The sequence below is a fragment of the Ruegeria sp. AK11 genome (assembly GCF_056541095.1).
In genome coordinates, this window is the sequence record NZ_JBQFXU010000005.1 from 149,325 (window position 1) to 165,322 (window position 15,998).

The following is a 15,998-nucleotide window of genomic DNA, read 5'->3' on the forward strand; positions in this document are numbered from 1 at the left end:
CTTGAAATAAAATTTCAATCTGTTTCACGTTGAGTTCTGACAGCATGGCTCATCAGCCCGATAATAACACAAGGAGTATGGAACATGATTGTACGCAGAATTTTCTTTTTTCTGAGCTGTGTCTGTCTGCCGGTGGTTCTGATCCTTGGGTTCTTCTGGTCTCATGCGCTTTGGCTTCTGATCATTTTGGTGCCGTACGCGATCATCGGTCTTTATGATGTTCTGACGACCAGGCATAACGTCCTGAACAATTACCCGGTTCTTGGGCATTTCCGGTACATGCTGGAATTTGTAAGCCCGGAAATTCGCCAATATTTTGTGGAAACCAACGAAAGCGGACGGCCTTTCAACAGGATTGTCCGAGGGCTGGTTTATTCTCGGGCCAAGGGGCAGGTGGACACACAGGCGTTCGGCACGCAATACGACATTACGGAAACCGGGTATCATCGCGCCAACCACTCACTAGCCCCCAAACATGTAGACAAAAGTGAAGAACGCATAGTGCTGGGGGGTCCGCAATGTACGCAACCCTACAGCGCCTCACGCCTTAATGTGTCTGCCATGAGCTTTGGCGCGCTCAGCGCCAATGCCATCCGCGCGCTGAACGGAGGAGCCAAGGATGGGGGGTTCGCGCATAACACCGGAGAGGGTGGGCTGTCACCGCATCATCTGGCCGAAGGCGGGGACATCATCTGGCAAATCGGGACGGGTTACTTCGGGTGCCGGACCCCTGCTGGTGGATTTGACAAGGACAAGTTTGCCGAAAAGGCAGGAAGGGACGTGGTCAAGGCTATTGAGATCAAGCTGTCTCAAGGTGCAAAGCCCGCCCATGGCGGTGTTCTGCCTGCTGCCAAAGTCGATGCCGAGATTGCCGAGATACGGGGAGTGCCCGAACATCAGGATGTGATTTCTCCGCCCACCCACAGTGCCTTCGATGGGCCCACAGGTTTGATGCATTTTGTCCAGCACCTGCGAGAAATGTCAGGCGGCAAACCTGTCGGGTTCAAGCTGTGCATCGGCAGGCCGTCCGAATTTATGGCGATCTGTAAAGCAATGCTTGAAACGGGTATCTTGCCGGATTTCATCACAATTGACGGGGCCGAAGGGGGCACGGGCGCAGCCCCGGTGGAATTTACCAACCGGTTGGGTATGCCCCTGAACGAAGCCTTGATCTTTGTCAGCAACTGTTTGCGTGGTGTCGGAGTGCGTGACAAGATCCGGATCATCTGTTCCGGAAAAGTGGCGACCGGTTATGACATGGTCGAGAAGTTGGCGCTTGGTGCCGACATGTGCAACTCGGCGCGCGCGATGATGTTTGCGGTGGGTTGCATCCAGGCATTGCATTGCAACACAAACCGTTGTCCGTCAGGGGTGGCTACACAAGATCCCATCCGCGGGCGCGCTGTGAACGTGCCGCAGAAACGCCGCCGTGTTCATCGCTATCACGATGCCACACTGGAAAGTTTCCGCGAGCTTTTGGGCGCGATGGGCAAGGAAAAAGCGTCCGAGTTACATCCCCGTGATATCCTGCGCCGAACTGCGGACGAGCATGAGCGTACCTATGCCGAGCTTTATATTTATCTGGAGGACGGTGCCTTGTTAAAGGACGACATTCCCGAAGAATTTGCAGATGATTGGAACCGAGCTTCGGCCGCACAATTCTGAAAACCACATTGGGTAGCGCGATGATTGGTCATGTGAAAGCGCGGCCGTAATTGCCCGCTTTTTCCGCCGTCTTATGCAACTTTCGTTATCTGGGAATGGATCGCGGGTTGTTTGCCACGTGGGTATTGATCTTGCGAATGCTCCATTCAACAGAATCTCTCATCGCGCGCCCCAAGGCCAGATCAAACGCGTTGATCAGATCCGGCGTCTGATCGCTTGCCGCCACGACGTTTTCCTGGAACGAGCTGGATGCAACGATTTTATCTTCGTATTCGTCGATCACCTTGATGTTAATGCGAACTTCGACGCGAATATTGGCTCCGTTCTCGGTATTTTCGATCACGACCCCCTGAAACTCTCGAAGGTCCGGGGCTATTACATAATCGGCCCGCAGGCCAACGGTTGAGCGTCCAACAGCTGCGACTTTGCCCGAGTTCTCAAAGCTTTCAACCAACAAGGTTTGAACGATCAAGGGCGCGCGATCCACCCAGCGGGCGCGGGGCAAATATTGAACCTGCAACGAGGTGGGCTGAATGGCAATCTGGTCCGTGTTTACAGCGGCAGTTGCCGTGGGTTCCTGAACGACGATCTGCTTTTCAATCCTGGGCAGCGCCGAGGAAAACGTGCTTTTTGGGGTCAGCAGATACAAATCATTCGGTTTCGCCGCTTGTTGCAACGTGCCCAGACCAGCGCAGCCGCCAAACAACGCGACCATCAACATTGCAAGTGCAGGCTTGATCATTGACGGAACTCCGATGCTTGGGTGCCCAGAAGGAAACGTGCCGGATCGCGTTCAACTTTGTCTACGAGGCGATCCAGACTGATAACAAGACGCTGGGATTCTTCGATGAAACGAACAAACTGAGGCAACCCGACCCGCAGGAAGTCTGACACTTGTCGGCGGTTGCTCTGAACAATGTCGTCGATGGTTCCCAGCAATTCGGACGCGGAATTTGATGCGCTCAGGACGTCGTCCGAGATCTGGTCGATCTTTTCCGTTATGCCCGCGACGGTTTCAGTCACCTGATTGGCCGCCTTCCGGACATCTTCCGCAACAGGTGCCACGTCTTCCTCCATGACACGATTTGCAGAGTCAAAAGCGGATTCGGCCGAAGCCAGCGCCCCCTTGGCGGACTCCATCGTCGTAGTAATCGAACCAAGCGTCGTATTGGCGTTCATCACTGTTTCGTTCACAATTCCAAGGGTAACGCTGCCTTCATCAGACAAAACGGTCAATCGTTCAGCCAGTTGCGAGCCTCGCTCGATGAAAGGCTTCACGTCTTGCTGCAAAATACGGTCCGCCGTCTGAATGGTTGTATTAGCTTCATCCAGCGCTGTCTTGGCGGACTCGGATGCCGTTTTGACAGCTTCCAGTGTTTCAGAGCCGGTCTTGAGCGTTGTTTGAGCGGTTTCGATCAGAGGGTCCAGCCGCTTTGAAAACGCGCCAATATCCTGCGCAGCGCTGCCGATGTCATTTGCGACGGATTCAAAACTTGTCAGTGTCTTGTCCAGTTTACCTGTAGCCGAAGCAAGATTGTCCAGAATACCGCTCACAGCTTCCCGGTTTTTATCATCGACGACTTTGTTCAGGTTTTCCAAAAGCGTCACGGCTTCATCCAGAGCTTTTGGCGCGCCTTCGAACAGGGATTGAATTGCGCTGCGTTTGCTCTTGATAATGCTCTTTTGTGGCAATCGTTCAGCGTTAGCCGATCCACCGGTCAGTTCAACATAGCCGACACCGGTTACGCCAAGGGACTGAAGCTGTGCGATTGTCTCATCGGTTATCGGAATGTCTGCGTCCACTTCGATCCGCACCCGAACCTTTGACGGATCATTTTCGTCCAGCTGCAAGGAAACAACCTGCCCGACAGGTAAGCCGTTGAAGTTCACGCCGCCGGCTGCCGACAGACCTGCGACATTGTCAAATAGTACATCGTAATAAGCGTATTGGCGCGTGATCTCAAACTTGGCGAGCCACAGGAAAAAGCCGAATGCGCCCAGCAACCCCGCAAGGGTAAACGCGCCAATGAGGATATAGTTCGCCCGGGTTTCCATTGCCTTTACCTGTTTTGCCCCTTCTGCTGCGCCGCGCGGGCGCGGGGGCCTGTGAAGTATTCCTGTACCCAAGGATGGTCGACCTTGGTCATGTCCTCAATCGGACCTTCAACCAGCACGCGCTTTTCTGCAAGCACTGCAACGCGGTCACAGATGGCGTAAAGGCTGTCCAGATCATGGGTGACCATAAAAACTGTCAACCCAAGTGCCTGCTGTAACTCGCCGATCAGTTCATCATATGCCGCTGCGCCGATAGGGTCCAATCCTGCAGTCGGTTCGTCCAGAAAAACGATCTCGGGGTCAAGGGCAAGCGCTCGTGCTAGCGCGGCGCGTTTGCGCATGCCACCCGACAGTTCTGACGGAAACTTGCCGCAACTCAGCTGCGGCAGACCCACGAGGCTGATCTTCAATGCACCCAGAGACTCCATCAGTTTTTCGCTGAGACCTGTGTGTTCCCGCAAAGGAGCCATCACATTTTGGAGCACGGTCAGCGACGAAAACAGTGCCCCGTCCTGAAAAGCAACGCCCCAGTGGCGTTCGATTCTGCGACGATCATCTTCCGGACCATTCAGAACATCGACGCCCAGCACCTCGATTTCTCCGGCGGCGGGTTTGTTCAGCCCTACGATAGTTCTGAGTAATACGGATTTACCGGTGCCCGACCCGCCAACGATTCCCAGAACTTCTCCCTTCCAGACATCAAGATTCAGGTTTTCGTGTACCACCTGGGTACCGAACTGAGTTCGGAGCCCGCGTACACGAATGACAGCCTCACGACCTTTAGTCGCGGCAGCTGATGGCTGTGGTGTATCCCCGGTCATGTCATATCCCGATCTCTGAGAAGAAGATCGAAAACAAAGCGTCGATTGCGATCACCATGAAAATGGATTGAACAACTGATGCTGTCGTACGTTGACCGACACTTTGGGCGGACCCCTTGACCTGCATTGCCTGCCAGCAGGCGATAACGCCGATGACGAGCGCAAAGAACGGAGCTTTGATAAGACCGACTGCCAATTGCCAGACGTCGGTGTTTTCCTTCAAACGGGTAAGAAACATTCCGGGGCTTACACCCAGGTCGATCCAGCTCATCAAGGCACCGCCAAACAGGCCTGCCATATCGGCGACAAAACCCAATATGGGTAGCATGATCAACAAGGCCAAAACGCGCGGAATGACCAGAACTTCGATCGGGTCCAGACCCAGCGTTCGCATTGCGTCGATTTCTTCCTGCACTTTCATCGAGCCGATTGACGCAGTGAATGCAGAACCCGAGCGCCCGGCAACGATTATAGCCGTCAGCAATATGCCCAATTCACGCAGAACCGAGATCGAGATCAGCTCGACCACGAATATCTCAGCTCCAAATTGCTTCAGTTGGGTCGCGCCCTGAAATGCTAGTACGACACCGATCAGAAACCCCATAAGGGCCACGATTGGCAGTGCCTTGAACCCGGTCTCTTCCATGTGTGTGACCAGCGCTGCCTTGCGAAGTCGCCATGGCATGACAATGGTACGAAACAGCCGATGCAGTGTCAGACCCAGAAATTCGAGGATGGAAAGCGTATCCCGCCAGGCACCTACGGTGATGTGACCCATCTGTGCGATCAAATCCAACAGACTTCGCGGTTTATCAAGTTCACCGGGTTCGTCGGGTATGCTGCGGGTTACAGTATCTATCAGAGTGGCATGTGCCGGTTTCACACCTTGAAATTCAAGTGTTGCACCTTGTGACGTGAAGCGTTTGCCAAGGTCCGCGATCAGCCAGGCACCGCCGGTATCCAGGGCTTCGACCTCGGACAGATCGAGAACAAGCCTGTCTCCGGTTGGGCGGACAGAGGCAAAACCTTGTTCAACGGTTTGCAGCGATTGCGTGAGCAGCTCTCCGGATATGCGTACACGAGTACCGCTGGAATCGTGTTCTGAGATTATCGAAGGCTGCGTCATGAGGTCATGTGAAGTGAAACATTCAGTGACCGCAATGGCTTTGTGCCATTGGACTTCTTTTTGCCGCGCTGGATGGCCTTGACGTCACGCCGACCGTCGCATTGGAGCTATGCTGAACAGGTGCATGCCAGAGGTTGTCGCACAACAACTTTGTCGGGATAGCACGCCTTTGCCTGACCGACAAATCGGTTGCGCTATGGCGGGAAGCAATACACATTCCGCGTTGTTTGTTACGGCGCGGAATCGGAGAAGTCGGTATGCATCAGACCAAGAACGTCTTGTTTGTCATCATCGACCAACTTAGAGCGGATTGCCTGTCCGGGGCCTTGGCAGACCATGTGAACCTTCCGAATTTGCGGGCTTTTATGGATGAGGCCGTGACCTTTACCCGCCATTTTTCGGTCACCAATCCCTGTGGTCCCTCGCGCGCATCGATTCTGACCGGTCAATATGCGATGAATCATCGGTCGGTAAGAAACGGAACGCCGTTACGGCACGATACCCCAAACATCGCCACGGAGATGCGCAAAGCTGGTTACTTGCCAATGTTGTTTGGGTACACAGATACCTCCGCCGACCCGCGCGTCCATGATCCCAATGACCCTGACCTCAAGTCTTACGAACAGTCGATGACCGGGTTTGTTGAAGTTGTCGAAATGCGCCTTGAAGAATCATATCCTTGGCAAGCGCATCTGATGAAAAAGGGGTACCAGTTCGAAAAGTACTGGGATGTCTACAAGCCCGTTTCGCCCGACGGTGGACACCCGCGGCTGAATGATCCCGCGCTGTATCGGGCGGAAGACAGCGATACAGCTTTTCTGACAGATGCCTTTCTTGATGGGATCGCGCCGCATCGTGGAAAGGGTTGGTTCGCCCATTTGACCTATATCCGCCCGCATCCGCCCTTGGTCGCACCGGCCCCGTACAATGACATGTATGACCCGGCGGATATCCCTCTGCCGCACTGCTTGCCAAGCGCAGCAGCAGAAAAAGCAGTGCACCCGTTCTTTGGACCAAAGCTGGATACCTTTAGCGCGAAAAAATTCGTTCACGGTTTCGATGACGTTGAACCTACGGACGAAAACATTCGCACCTTGCGTGCTATATATCTGGGTCTGGCGACCGAGGTTGATCACCACATCGGTCGTGTTGTCCAGTACCTGAAGGACAGCGGGCAATACGACGATACATTGCTGGTTATCACCGCCGATCATGGTGAAATGCTGGGGGATCGACACAGCTGGGGCAAAATGACGATCTACGACGCAGCGTATCACACACCGCTGATGATCCGTTTGCCCGGGAATGAAGCTATGGCGGGAAGCAAGATCACCGTTCCAACCGAGTCCGTGGATGTCACTCCGACCATACTGGACTGGATTGGTCAGGCTGTTCCGAACGCTATGGATGGTCGGTCCTTGCTGCCATTGTTGCGCGGTAATATCCCAGACGATTGGCGCGACTATTCTTTCAGTGAACTTGATTTTTCAGAACCTGAAAACCCGACGCTGTGGCAGCAAGACTTGGGGACCGGTAACAGCGACTCGTGTTTGGGAATATTGCGGGATGAACGGTTCACACTGGTCGAGTTCGCTGCCGATCTGCCCCCGATCCTGTTCGACCACCAAGGTAAGGGCGAATTCGAGAACGTCGCGGAGAATCCAGATTTTGCAACGGACCTCGCACGGTTAAGCCGACAGATGTTGCGCCACCGGATGAAAAATATGGACCACACATTGTCCTTGCATTCGATCACATCTGAGGGTGCAAAATCCCGCCCCAGATACACATCTTAGAACGCGGTTTTTTGTCAACGTTCATCTATTCTAACTATACCGGGCACTCGGTCACGGGCAGGTGTGTCGACGTATTTCTCTTTGCGCATTCGCGGATTGGCAAAAGCACTTGAACGAAGGCAGAGTCCGAAACGCCTCCCCTCAATTCCACTACCCGTGCATGATTTCTGATGCTAGGCATGAGCCGTGGAGAAAACGAAGTTGGACATAACGGAAAAGCGTATCAAGGCGATGACGACCGCTGGGCTGAACCTGATCGGTCAGGCGCTTTCCATTTATGACAACAAGTTGCAACTGGTGCTCAGCAATCGCCGCTTCCAGGAAATGTTCGGTTTGCCGGATGAGCTGGTTCAAAGGGGCGCTCTGTTTAGCGACACGATCCACTTTCTTGCCAGCCGCGGTGAGTATGGCGACGATGAAAGTGTCGAGGAAATGGTCAATCTGCGCGTCCAGCAAGCCTTGGCGTTTGAACCCCACTACATGGAGCGCGTGCGCCCCAATGGGCAGGTTGTTTCAATTGAAGGCGCGCCGCTGCCCCAAGGTGGGTGGGTCGCGGTCTACACGGATATTACCGGCACGCGGCGGGCGGAAAACCTGTTGCGGGCGCGGTCAGAGGAACTGTCGGAACAGTTGCTTAGCCACGCGGAAGAACTGTCCGCAACCAACCGCAAACTTGCGGCCACGATCGCGGCGCTTGAAGAGGCCAAGCGGGAACTGACCGAAATCGAAGCGCGTACTCGTATGGTGACCGAGATGATGCCGGCTCATATCGCGCATTTGGACAGCGACGGCCGTTACGATTACTCGAACCGCCGCCTGAGCGCCGTCATGCCCGGGCGTCCGTCCGATATTCTGGGACTTCATATTTCTGAAGCGTTAGGCACGGCCGCCTTTGAACGGGTTCAGGCCCATTTGCTTAAGGCCTATAGCGGAGAGCCGTCGGTCTTTGAGTTCACTGAAGATCAGGATTCCCGCCGTATTCGGGTTTCGTTTACGCCAGATGGGGCAGGGGGTGTGTACGTGATGTCGGTGGACATCACCGAAGAGACACAGGCACGCGTTGCATTACAGCAAACCCGCCGCCGGGCGATGGCTGCCCAGATGACCAGCGGGCTTGCCCATGACTTCTCCAATCTGCTCACTATCATCCTTGGGATGCAGTCCCGCCTCGACAAGATGGATTTGCCGGATGGCGCGCAGGAACTTGTGGCCGCAACTCAACAAACGGCGCGCCGGGGCGGGCAGCTGTTGAACCGGATCGCCGACATGACTGGAAACCGAACGCCGCAACCGCAGGCCACTGACATCGGGGGATTGTTGGAAGACCTGAGGATTCTGGCGACGCCCTCGCTGCCTCGCGGTGTGGGCCTGTCCGTCGTAAACACCTTGCCAAAACAGACATTGATGCTTGATCCGGGTATGGTTCAGGATGCGCTTTTGAATTTGGTTCTGAATGCCAGGGATGCCTGCGGGAGCACGGGCCAGATCACAATCAGTGCACATGCCATTGGTGAGATCTGGATCGAAGTCACGGTTTCCGACACTGGGCCGGGGTTTTCACCCGAGGCGCTTGAAAAAGCGCTGAACCCGTTTTTCACAACAAAAGGGAGCGACGGTTCGGGTCTGGGGCTGCCGATGGTTTATGATACGGTCAAGCTTGCTGGTGGCGATCTGAATCTAAGAAATACGCCATCTGGGGCCTCAGTTGTCATGCGTTTGCCTTTTCGGCCCGCTCCTCCGGCGCAGGACGGATTGGTACTGTTGGTTGAAGACAGCGAAGACCTGCGCGGGCAGTTTCGGGACATGCTGGTGGATTTGGGCTTTACCGTCATTGAAGCAAATTCAGTTGATGAAGCACTAGCCTTGATATCAAGTGTGAAGGACATTTCGCTGGTCTTGTCCGATATCCGTTTGGAAGGACACGGTACAGGCTTGGATATCCTTGAACAGTTGAAACCGGGGTTGCCGCTTATCCTTATGACATCTCTGCCAAATTCAGATCCGCTGCATCAACGGGCCCTTGCTTTGGCACCTGTTTTGCGTAAACCGTTCTCACAGGCCCAATTGTCCGCTCTCATCCAAGCCGAGGCCGCCTGATGTCGCAACCAATGGTGACCATTCTCGACGACGAACCCGAAATTCGGCGCATTCTGACGGATGCGCTGGAGGATGCCGGTTTCAGAACGCAGAGTTTTTCCCGTGCCAGAGAGTTTGAAGCATCCCTTAATCGAGTAACCCCTGATGTCTGCCTTGTGGACCTGTCCTTACCAGATACCGACGGGCTGGCGCTTGTTCATCGCTTGGCGCTGGAACAGGGTGCAGCAGTGATCATTATTTCCGGCCGGGCGCAGGTTCAGGACCGTGTGACAGGGCTGGAGCTTGGCGCAGATGACTATATTACCAAGCCGTTTGACCCCACCGAGGTCGTAGCCCGGGTACGGGCCAGGTTGCGCGCGCCGCGCGGTCGGACATCACAATCGGACAGGGCGGAATTCAACGGCTGGATTGCGCATTTTGATCGGTATGTTCTGGAAGACGGGTCAGGGGCTGAAACACCTTTCAGCCATGCAGAAGGCGAGGTTTTGCGTCTGTTTCTGGAAAGCCCCAAGCGGCTGATCAGCAGGGGGCAGATGCAGGAATCCTTGGGCGGTGCAGCGGGCGACAGCTTTGATCGTGCTATGGATGTCAGAATCTCCAGATTGCGTACGAAACTTGGTGAAGACCCAAAGAATCCGCGCCTGATCAAAACGATTTACGGTGCCGGGTATATTTTTTTAGGGGATGTCGACTGGAAATAGCGACGCTATGTTGGCCAGAATGTGAACCTGAATTTCTTTCGATCCCCTCTGCGTCAGGCAGTGTAGATAGAAAACACAGTAAGCGTCGCAAGAACGAATATTTTGGTCTTTGCGTTCACTCACGCAAAGCTTGATCTTTTATCTTCACGACAGGTTCCAGCAGATACTCCAATACGGATTTTCGACCTGACAAAATGTCAACCTCTGCGATCATGCCGGGTATGATTTCCACTGCGACACCATTTCCATCGAGCATGGTGTTGCTCGTGCGAATTTCCACAACGAACACCTCTTCGTCGTTCCGCTCTGATCGTGTGACGGTATCGGCGCCAATCCGTACGATTTCACCATCCAGCGCCCCGTATCGCGCAAAATCGTAAGCCGTGATCTTTACCTTTACGGGCTGTCCAGCACGCAAGAATGCAATATCTTCGGGCTTTACGTAAGCTTCGACCAATAGTGTGTCGTCCAGGGGAACAATCTCGACAAGATCTTCGCCACTCCGCGCCAAACCTCCAATGGTGGTTCGGTGGATGCGGTTGACGATACCGCGAACCGGAGAGCGAACCTGCGCTCGTGCAGCGCGGTCGCGTAGGGCAGGCAAGGCGGGTTGCAAGGTCGCCAGTTCCGCAGTTGCAATGGCCAATTCAGTAAGCGCCGCACTTCGAAATCGGCTGTGAGCAGCTTGAATCCGATCATCTATTTCATTTAAACCGGTTTGCAACCTGCTGGTCACGGCTTCGGCACGGACTTTGCGGCCGCGCCACTCAGCCTCGCTGCGCCGTAACGCCAGCAATGTCGTTGCCGGTTCCATTTGCCGCTCAACAAGCGGAGCTATGATTGCACGCTCCTCCCCAAGCACCTTTAAAGTTTCTTCTGCTGTTACCTGATCCACTAAACCTTCTTCGTGTTCTCGCTGCTTTTGCTCACGCTGACGTTCCAATATGGCGATTTCTGCTGCCAGCTCTGCTTGCCGACCCTGATACAATGCAGTTTCCGAACGCACGACACTGGGCGCACCTTCGATCAGCTGAGCACCGAAATTCAATTGTGTTCCATCAATTTCTGCCTGCAGTCGCTGTGCACGGGCTTGCAGCCCGAAAGCGCGCTGTTGTTCCTGGCTAAGTTGGCTGTCGATTTGTGTGGCGTCCAATTCCATCAACAATGCCCCTTTGTCGACCAACTGGCCTTCGCGCACATGAAGCGACCGCAGCACGCCAGGCTCGGCGGCGTCGATCACCTGTATGTCTCCCGAAGGCACGATCCGCCCATCGACCCGCGTTACGTCATCCAATTCGGTCAAATGCGCCCACAACCCGGCCGAGACAATACACGACAGGATCAACAGCAAGAGCAATGAACCACGAACGGGGGACCGCCCCTGCATTTCGCGCGCCAACTTCGCCAGATCAGGATGCTGCGACATTCAGGTGCCTCCCTTTCTGACGCATGTGCTGCGTCAGCAGGCTCTTGGGTCCATCAGCTGCGATTTTTCCGTTTTCCAGAACGATAACCCTGTCCACAAGCTCCAGCAGACTGGTTCTGTGCGTTACAATGACCAGGGTTGACCCGGAGGTTGACGCACTCAGGCGTTGAACCAGTTGGGCTTCGGTTTTGACGTCCATCGCACTGGTTGGTTCATCAAAAAGCAAAACCGGAGGTCGCCCGATAAGTGCCCGTGCCAGGGCGATTGCCTGCCGTTGCCCACCGGAAAGCCCCTCACCGCGTTCAGCGAGTTGAAGGTCATAGCCCGAAGGATGGCTGTTCACGAATTCTTCGACACCGGCAATACGGCCGGCTTCGACGATGTCGCAATCTCTGGGCCGGACTGCGCCACTTGCGATATTGTCCCTGACAGACCCCGAAAAAAGCCAGACATCCTGCAGAACGGATCCGATATTGCGTCGCAAGTCACCCGGGTCGATCTGACGTATGTCTAATCCATCAATCATGACCGAGCCCACTCGCGGCGTGTAAAGCCCCAATAGCAGGCGCGCAATCGTGCTTTTCCCGCACCCGATTTGACCGAGAATTGCGACTTTCTCGCCAGGCTTGATTGTGAATGAGACACCATGCAGGGTATCTTCGCTTTGGTCAGAATACGAGAAATGCACGTTATTGAAGGCAATTGCCCCTTTGAAATCAGATCGGGTCAGCCATGTGCGCCCTTCCGGGCGTTCGCTTTCTGCATGCATTAGCGCATTGAGGTTGCGATAGGCGCACCTGGCCTGATTTACGCGGGTCAAAGTCTGCGCCAGTTGACCCAGAGGGGCCAACGCCCGACCAGTCAACATTACCGAAGCCACCAGCGCACCCATGCTGGCTTGCCCGTTTGTAATCAGAAAAACACCAAGAAATACGACAAGCACTTGTGCGGCCTGTTGGGTGAATCCTGTCAGGTTCAGGGCAAATTGCGTGACAGTTCGGCTTCGTGCACCATGCGCTGACTGCTGTTCGATGGCCTGTTCCCATCGTGCGCGCATTTTTCTGCCTGCTGCCGTTGTTTTAATGGTTTCAAGTCCCGAGACAGCCTCAACCAGAACTGATTGCTTGGACTGTCCATCGGACAAGCTTCGTTCCGCCATCCTTGATAAAACTGGCTGCACCGCCAAACCTGTCAGGAGCACCACCGGTACGGCCAGTGCAGGGATCAAAGCCAGTTGTCCCCCAACCAGATAGATCACCAGGATGAACAACCCGATGAAAGGCAGGTCAACAACGGCCACCAGCGTCGCGGATGTAAAGAATTCTCGCAGAGTTTCAAACTCGCGAATGGTGCTGGTCATGGCACCGGTAGACCCAGTGCGCGATTTCATCTGGATGTTCAGCAACTGGTCGAAAATGCGCCGGCCCATCAACAAGTCGGCTTTCTGCCCAGCCTTGTCGATAAATCCCGCCCGCAGCAACTTGAGGGCAAAGTCAAAACACAGTGCCAACGCCACACCCAGGGTCAAAGCGATCAGAGACTCTGTTGCTTCGTTGGGCAATACCCGGTCATAGACCACCATGATGAAAACGGACGTAGACAAACCAAGGAGGTTTGCCAGCGCCGCAGCGAGTGCGACTTGAACGTATGACCACCGGCTGGCGGACAGGGCGTTCCAGAACCAGTGACCGCCATGTGAACCGGGCCCGTCCAATGTTTCGCCGTCGTGATGGCGACGGAACAGGATTGCGTAACCGGTATGACAGGCTGCCAGCATGTCTTCGGAAACTTCACCGATACCTTCGCCAAGCTCTGGGTCGAAGACCAAAAAGGCGCCAGCTTTCGTTCGTCCGTGAAAGACAACGGCTTTACCCTCTGCCAACAGCAACAGGGTGGGTGTCAGATTGTCATCCAAGTCGGAAAGGCGCATTGCCCCATATCCCGCCTGCATGCCCGCCTTTGGCGCGAGGGCGAGAATGTCCCGTACTGTCAAATCCCCATCTGCGCCAGTTTGCGCCGCGTGCAGCACCGCGAGACTCAATGGCCGTTCAAGTGCCGACGAGATATTCAACAGACAGGCTTCAAACGGTGTAAGTAACGAGGCATCGGTGGCAGGGTGGGATGCGTTCATTGTGTAGTGCCCCAGTCGCCCAATGAAACCCCAAGCAGGTCGAGTATGTCTCCGGTCAGGCTTAGGGCTGCATAATTGGTTAGAAAGTAGCTCTGTTCCGCAAGGATCAAACGTTCCTGAGCATTTACGTAGTCGCGCTGAGCATCCAGAATTTCAATGAGGCTACGGCGGCCGATTGAAAATTGTTCACGGGATGCAGCGACACTTTCCGCGTTAGCCTCTACGGCAATTCGGGCTTCGCGTAACCGATCGGCACCCGCTTTTTGATCCGAACGGATAAAACCCAATTCTCGCGTAATTTCTCGGATAAGCTGCTCGCGCGCAAACTCTGTCTCTTTGACCAACGATTCCGCCGCTGCTATTGCGGCGCGGCGTTGGCCGGTGCTGTCCAACTCGTAATTGAAAGAAAGATCCACTCCAAAATTCGCGTCACGATTGTTATCCTGGTTTGCGAATGCGGCGACCCTGACATCAGGGCTGCGGCGCGCTTGCGCTGCGGACCATTCCGCCTTGGCGGCCAGAAGGCTTGCATCGGACCGCCGAACCTGAGGACTGTTCATTATGATCTGCATGTCACTTCTTTCCAGCCCAGGTGCCGGAACTGGTGCAGAAAGAGTGCCAGGTTCATCCCCAAATACTTCGCGGAACCGCGCTTCGGCACGGTCTGTGCGCGCATACGCATCAGCCAGTTTTGTGCGTGCATCGGACATGCGTGACCGGGCTGCCAGGACGTCGGCACTTGAACCGACGCCGTTTTCTGTTCGGTCGGTTATCTGGCGAACAAGCTCTTCATGGGTCAAAACATTCTGTGCTGCGATGCTTTGAATCTTTCGTTGATCGAGGACAAGTACATAGGTCTCGATAGCTGCGAGCGCAGTGGATGAGGCCGTTTGAATTTGATCGCCTCTGCTTTCCAAGACACGTGCCCGCGCAGCGGTCAGATCCCCTGAAGCCGCCCCGCCGTCATAGACCAATTGTGAGACCCTCAGATACGGCGATACATCCGCAATATCTGATGCAATCCTTTCAGATCGCGCGTTTAGCCCCAGCGAAATCTCCGGGAGAAAAGCGCCTTCAGCCGCGTCTTGTTTGGCCTTCGCGATGCCCATTCTGGATTTGACTTGCGCCAGGTTTGGGCTGTTCTCAACCGCCTTTTTTACCCGCTGCCCGAAGGCGCTGTGACTGAGTGTTTTTGATGGTTTAGTTGCCCCAGCACCGGCTGTTTGGGCTGCGAAGGACATCGTCACAGGCGTCAAATCGGGTGGACGCGTGCAGGCGGAAACCGAAACCAGAAGCAGACTGAGCGCGACAAAATACTGCGAATACTTACTAAATGGCATACTGACCCTCCTGCCACCGATGGTCGAGCAAGCTTTCCTTTCGTTGGGCGGCTGCCAGCGCCTCCATAAATTCTGAAGCACCCGACCTAACGCCGGTCGACGACTTTTTCTCCAATTGCTCGACGCGCATTTGAGCTGGCAAGAGCCACGCGCAATGGGTCAAGGAAACTTGGTGGGCATGTATGAGGCGCAGGCCTCCGTTCATGGCGAGCAATGACAGATGCGCTGAAGGAACTTGCCGCAAGGCAACCAGCTTGACACCAAAGTAACCGTCGAGGCATTCGTCCATTTGTGCGCAGGCGAGTGGGGAAAAAAGCCCCATATCGCCTATCGTACGGCACAACTGATATGTGTTCTCCAGTGATGCTGTAAGAGTGCGAAAGAACGCCTGGACATTTCGCAGTTCAGCCCCCAGCGCTCCGGTTCGGTCAAAGAATGGTTCATCGTCGGGGTTGTCGGTAACCAGCTCCAGGCTTTCGTTGACAAGCAAGTCAAATTCCCCCTCTCCGGTTTCGTCCTGAAGCTCAGGTGGTCGGGATTGAAAGGGCACACACCGTAGTGCCGAGGGAACATAGCTTGCGCGCCATTCCCCTTTTGCTGACACGTATGGCGTCGGTTTGTCTGGTGTCATCGATAAGATTGCCACGGGGTAAAATCCCCGTTTGGATTTCCGGAACGCGATCGGAAAATTGGCCGCTGCCTGTAGGATCTCTGCCTCAGCCACCGGGCAGTCGACCATATCGCGCGCGAATTCGAACGACGTGTAACGTTTCCAGAACCGATGACCATGTCGTACTCGTGTGACCGGGGTTAAGCCATTCTGTGCCATAACTGCCTCGT

At 54.8% G+C, this 15,998-nt stretch carries 12 protein-coding genes; 4 read left to right on the forward strand and 8 right to left on the reverse strand.

From position 1 onward, the window contains the following. Positions 1 to 84 precede the first annotated feature (84 nt). Complete coding sequence (locus ACR0D9_RS13840) at positions 85 to 1,665, forward strand: FMN-binding glutamate synthase family protein (protein WP_480487475.1); 1,581 nt, start codon at positions 85 to 87, stop codon at positions 1,663 to 1,665. 85 nt (positions 1,666 to 1,750) lie between these two features. On the opposite strand, the gene ACR0D9_RS13845 is transcribed toward ACR0D9_RS13840, so the two are convergent. From ACR0D9_RS13845 to ACR0D9_RS13860, 4 genes are read right to left on the reverse strand one after another with little or no spacing between them, the layout of a single operon-like run. Further along, the gene (locus ACR0D9_RS13845) at positions 1,751 to 2,407 is read right to left on the reverse strand and encodes an ABC-type transport auxiliary lipoprotein family protein (protein WP_480483711.1); all 657 of its coding nucleotides are present in this window, start codon (positions 2,405 to 2,407) and stop codon (positions 1,751 to 1,753) included. Further along, entirely contained in the window at positions 2,404 to 3,720 is a 1,317-nt protein-coding gene (locus ACR0D9_RS13850; protein ID WP_480539126.1) for an MlaD family protein, read from the reverse strand. Before ACR0D9_RS13850 ends, ACR0D9_RS13845 begins: the two co-directional genes overlap by 4 nt. Before the next feature lie 5 nt (positions 3,721 to 3,725). Continuing rightward, positions 3,726 to 4,541: an ABC transporter ATP-binding protein gene (locus ACR0D9_RS13855; protein ID WP_480483713.1), complete on the reverse strand. Its 816-nt coding sequence runs from the start codon at positions 4,539 to 4,541 to the stop codon at positions 3,726 to 3,728. Between the two features lies 1 nt (position 4,542). Further along, positions 4,543 to 5,667 carry an ABC transporter permease gene (locus ACR0D9_RS13860; RefSeq protein ID WP_480483714.1) on the reverse strand — a complete coding sequence of 375 codons (1,125 nt, stop codon included), beginning with the start codon at positions 5,665 to 5,667 and terminating at the stop codon, positions 4,543 to 4,545. A gap of 257 nt (positions 5,668 to 5,924) precedes the next feature. Between ACR0D9_RS13860 and ACR0D9_RS13865 the strand changes: the two genes are divergently transcribed. From ACR0D9_RS13865 to ACR0D9_RS13875, 3 genes are all read left to right on the forward strand, one after another. Further along, on the forward strand, positions 5,925 to 7,463 hold the full coding sequence (locus ACR0D9_RS13865; protein WP_480539128.1) for an alkaline phosphatase family protein: 1,539 nt from the start codon (positions 5,925 to 5,927) through the stop codon (positions 7,461 to 7,463). Between the two features lie 201 nt (positions 7,464 to 7,664). Continuing rightward, positions 7,665 to 9,560, forward strand: a complete 1,896-nt coding sequence (locus ACR0D9_RS13870; RefSeq protein ID WP_480539144.1) for a PAS-domain containing protein — start codon at positions 7,665 to 7,667, stop codon at positions 9,558 to 9,560. Beyond that, on the forward strand, positions 9,560 to 10,261 hold the full coding sequence (locus ACR0D9_RS13875; RefSeq protein ID WP_480483716.1) for a response regulator transcription factor: 702 nt from the start codon (positions 9,560 to 9,562) through the stop codon (positions 10,259 to 10,261). The genes ACR0D9_RS13870 and ACR0D9_RS13875 overlap by 1 nt, the downstream gene beginning before the upstream one ends. Before the next feature lie 115 nt (positions 10,262 to 10,376). On the opposite strand, the gene ACR0D9_RS13880 is transcribed toward ACR0D9_RS13875, so the two are convergent. From ACR0D9_RS13880 to ACR0D9_RS13895, 4 genes are read right to left on the reverse strand one after another with little or no spacing between them, the layout of a single operon-like run. Next, on the reverse strand, positions 10,377 to 11,687 hold the full coding sequence (locus ACR0D9_RS13880) for an HlyD family type I secretion periplasmic adaptor subunit (RefSeq protein ID WP_480487484.1): 1,311 nt from the start codon (positions 11,685 to 11,687) through the stop codon (positions 10,377 to 10,379). Then, entirely contained in the window at positions 11,671 to 13,818 is a 2,148-nt protein-coding gene (locus ACR0D9_RS13885; RefSeq protein ID WP_480539130.1) for a type I secretion system permease/ATPase, read from the reverse strand. Before ACR0D9_RS13885 ends, ACR0D9_RS13880 begins: the two co-directional genes overlap by 17 nt. Beyond that, entirely contained in the window at positions 13,815 to 15,158 is a 1,344-nt protein-coding gene (locus ACR0D9_RS13890) for a TolC family protein (protein ID WP_480487488.1), read from the reverse strand. The genes ACR0D9_RS13885 and ACR0D9_RS13890 overlap by 4 nt, the downstream gene beginning before the upstream one ends. Beyond that, positions 15,148 to 15,987: a SapC family protein gene (locus ACR0D9_RS13895; RefSeq protein ID WP_480483720.1), complete on the reverse strand. Its 840-nt coding sequence runs from the start codon at positions 15,985 to 15,987 to the stop codon at positions 15,148 to 15,150. Before ACR0D9_RS13895 ends, ACR0D9_RS13890 begins: the two co-directional genes overlap by 11 nt. Positions 15,988 to 15,998: the final 11 nt, after the last annotated feature.

What these genes read in the sequence shown, in the direction of transcription:
- ACR0D9_RS13840 (WP_480487475.1), top strand. Translation starts at nt 85, where the DNA reads ATGATTGTACGCAGAATTTTCTTTTTTCTGAGCTGTGTCTGTCTGCCG.
- ACR0D9_RS13845 (WP_480483711.1), bottom strand. Translation starts at nt 2,407, where the DNA reads ATGATCAAGCCTGCACTTGCAATGTTGATGGTCGCGTTGTTTGGCGGC.
- ACR0D9_RS13850 (WP_480539126.1), bottom strand. Translation starts at nt 3,720, where the DNA reads ATGGAAACCCGGGCGAACTATATCCTCATTGGCGCGTTTACCCTTGCG.
- ACR0D9_RS13855 (WP_480483713.1), bottom strand. Translation starts at nt 4,541, where the DNA reads ATGACCGGGGATACACCACAGCCATCAGCTGCCGCGACTAAAGGTCGT.
- ACR0D9_RS13860 (WP_480483714.1), bottom strand. Translation starts at nt 5,667, where the DNA reads ATGACGCAGCCTTCGATAATCTCAGAACACGATTCCAGCGGTACTCGT.
- ACR0D9_RS13865 (WP_480539128.1), top strand. Translation starts at nt 5,925, where the DNA reads ATGCATCAGACCAAGAACGTCTTGTTTGTCATCATCGACCAACTTAGA.
- ACR0D9_RS13875 (WP_480483716.1), top strand. Translation starts at nt 9,560, where the DNA reads ATGTCGCAACCAATGGTGACCATTCTCGACGACGAACCCGAAATTCGG.
- ACR0D9_RS13880 (WP_480487484.1), bottom strand. Translation starts at nt 11,687, where the DNA reads ATGTCGCAGCATCCTGATCTGGCGAAGTTGGCGCGCGAAATGCAGGGG.
- ACR0D9_RS13885 (WP_480539130.1), bottom strand. Translation starts at nt 13,818, where the DNA reads ATGAACGCATCCCACCCTGCCACCGATGCCTCGTTACTTACACCGTTT.
- ACR0D9_RS13890 (WP_480487488.1), bottom strand. Translation starts at nt 15,158, where the DNA reads ATGCCATTTAGTAAGTATTCGCAGTATTTTGTCGCGCTCAGTCTGCTT.
- ACR0D9_RS13895 (WP_480483720.1), bottom strand. Translation starts at nt 15,987, where the DNA reads ATGGCACAGAATGGCTTAACCCCGGTCACACGAGTACGACATGGTCAT.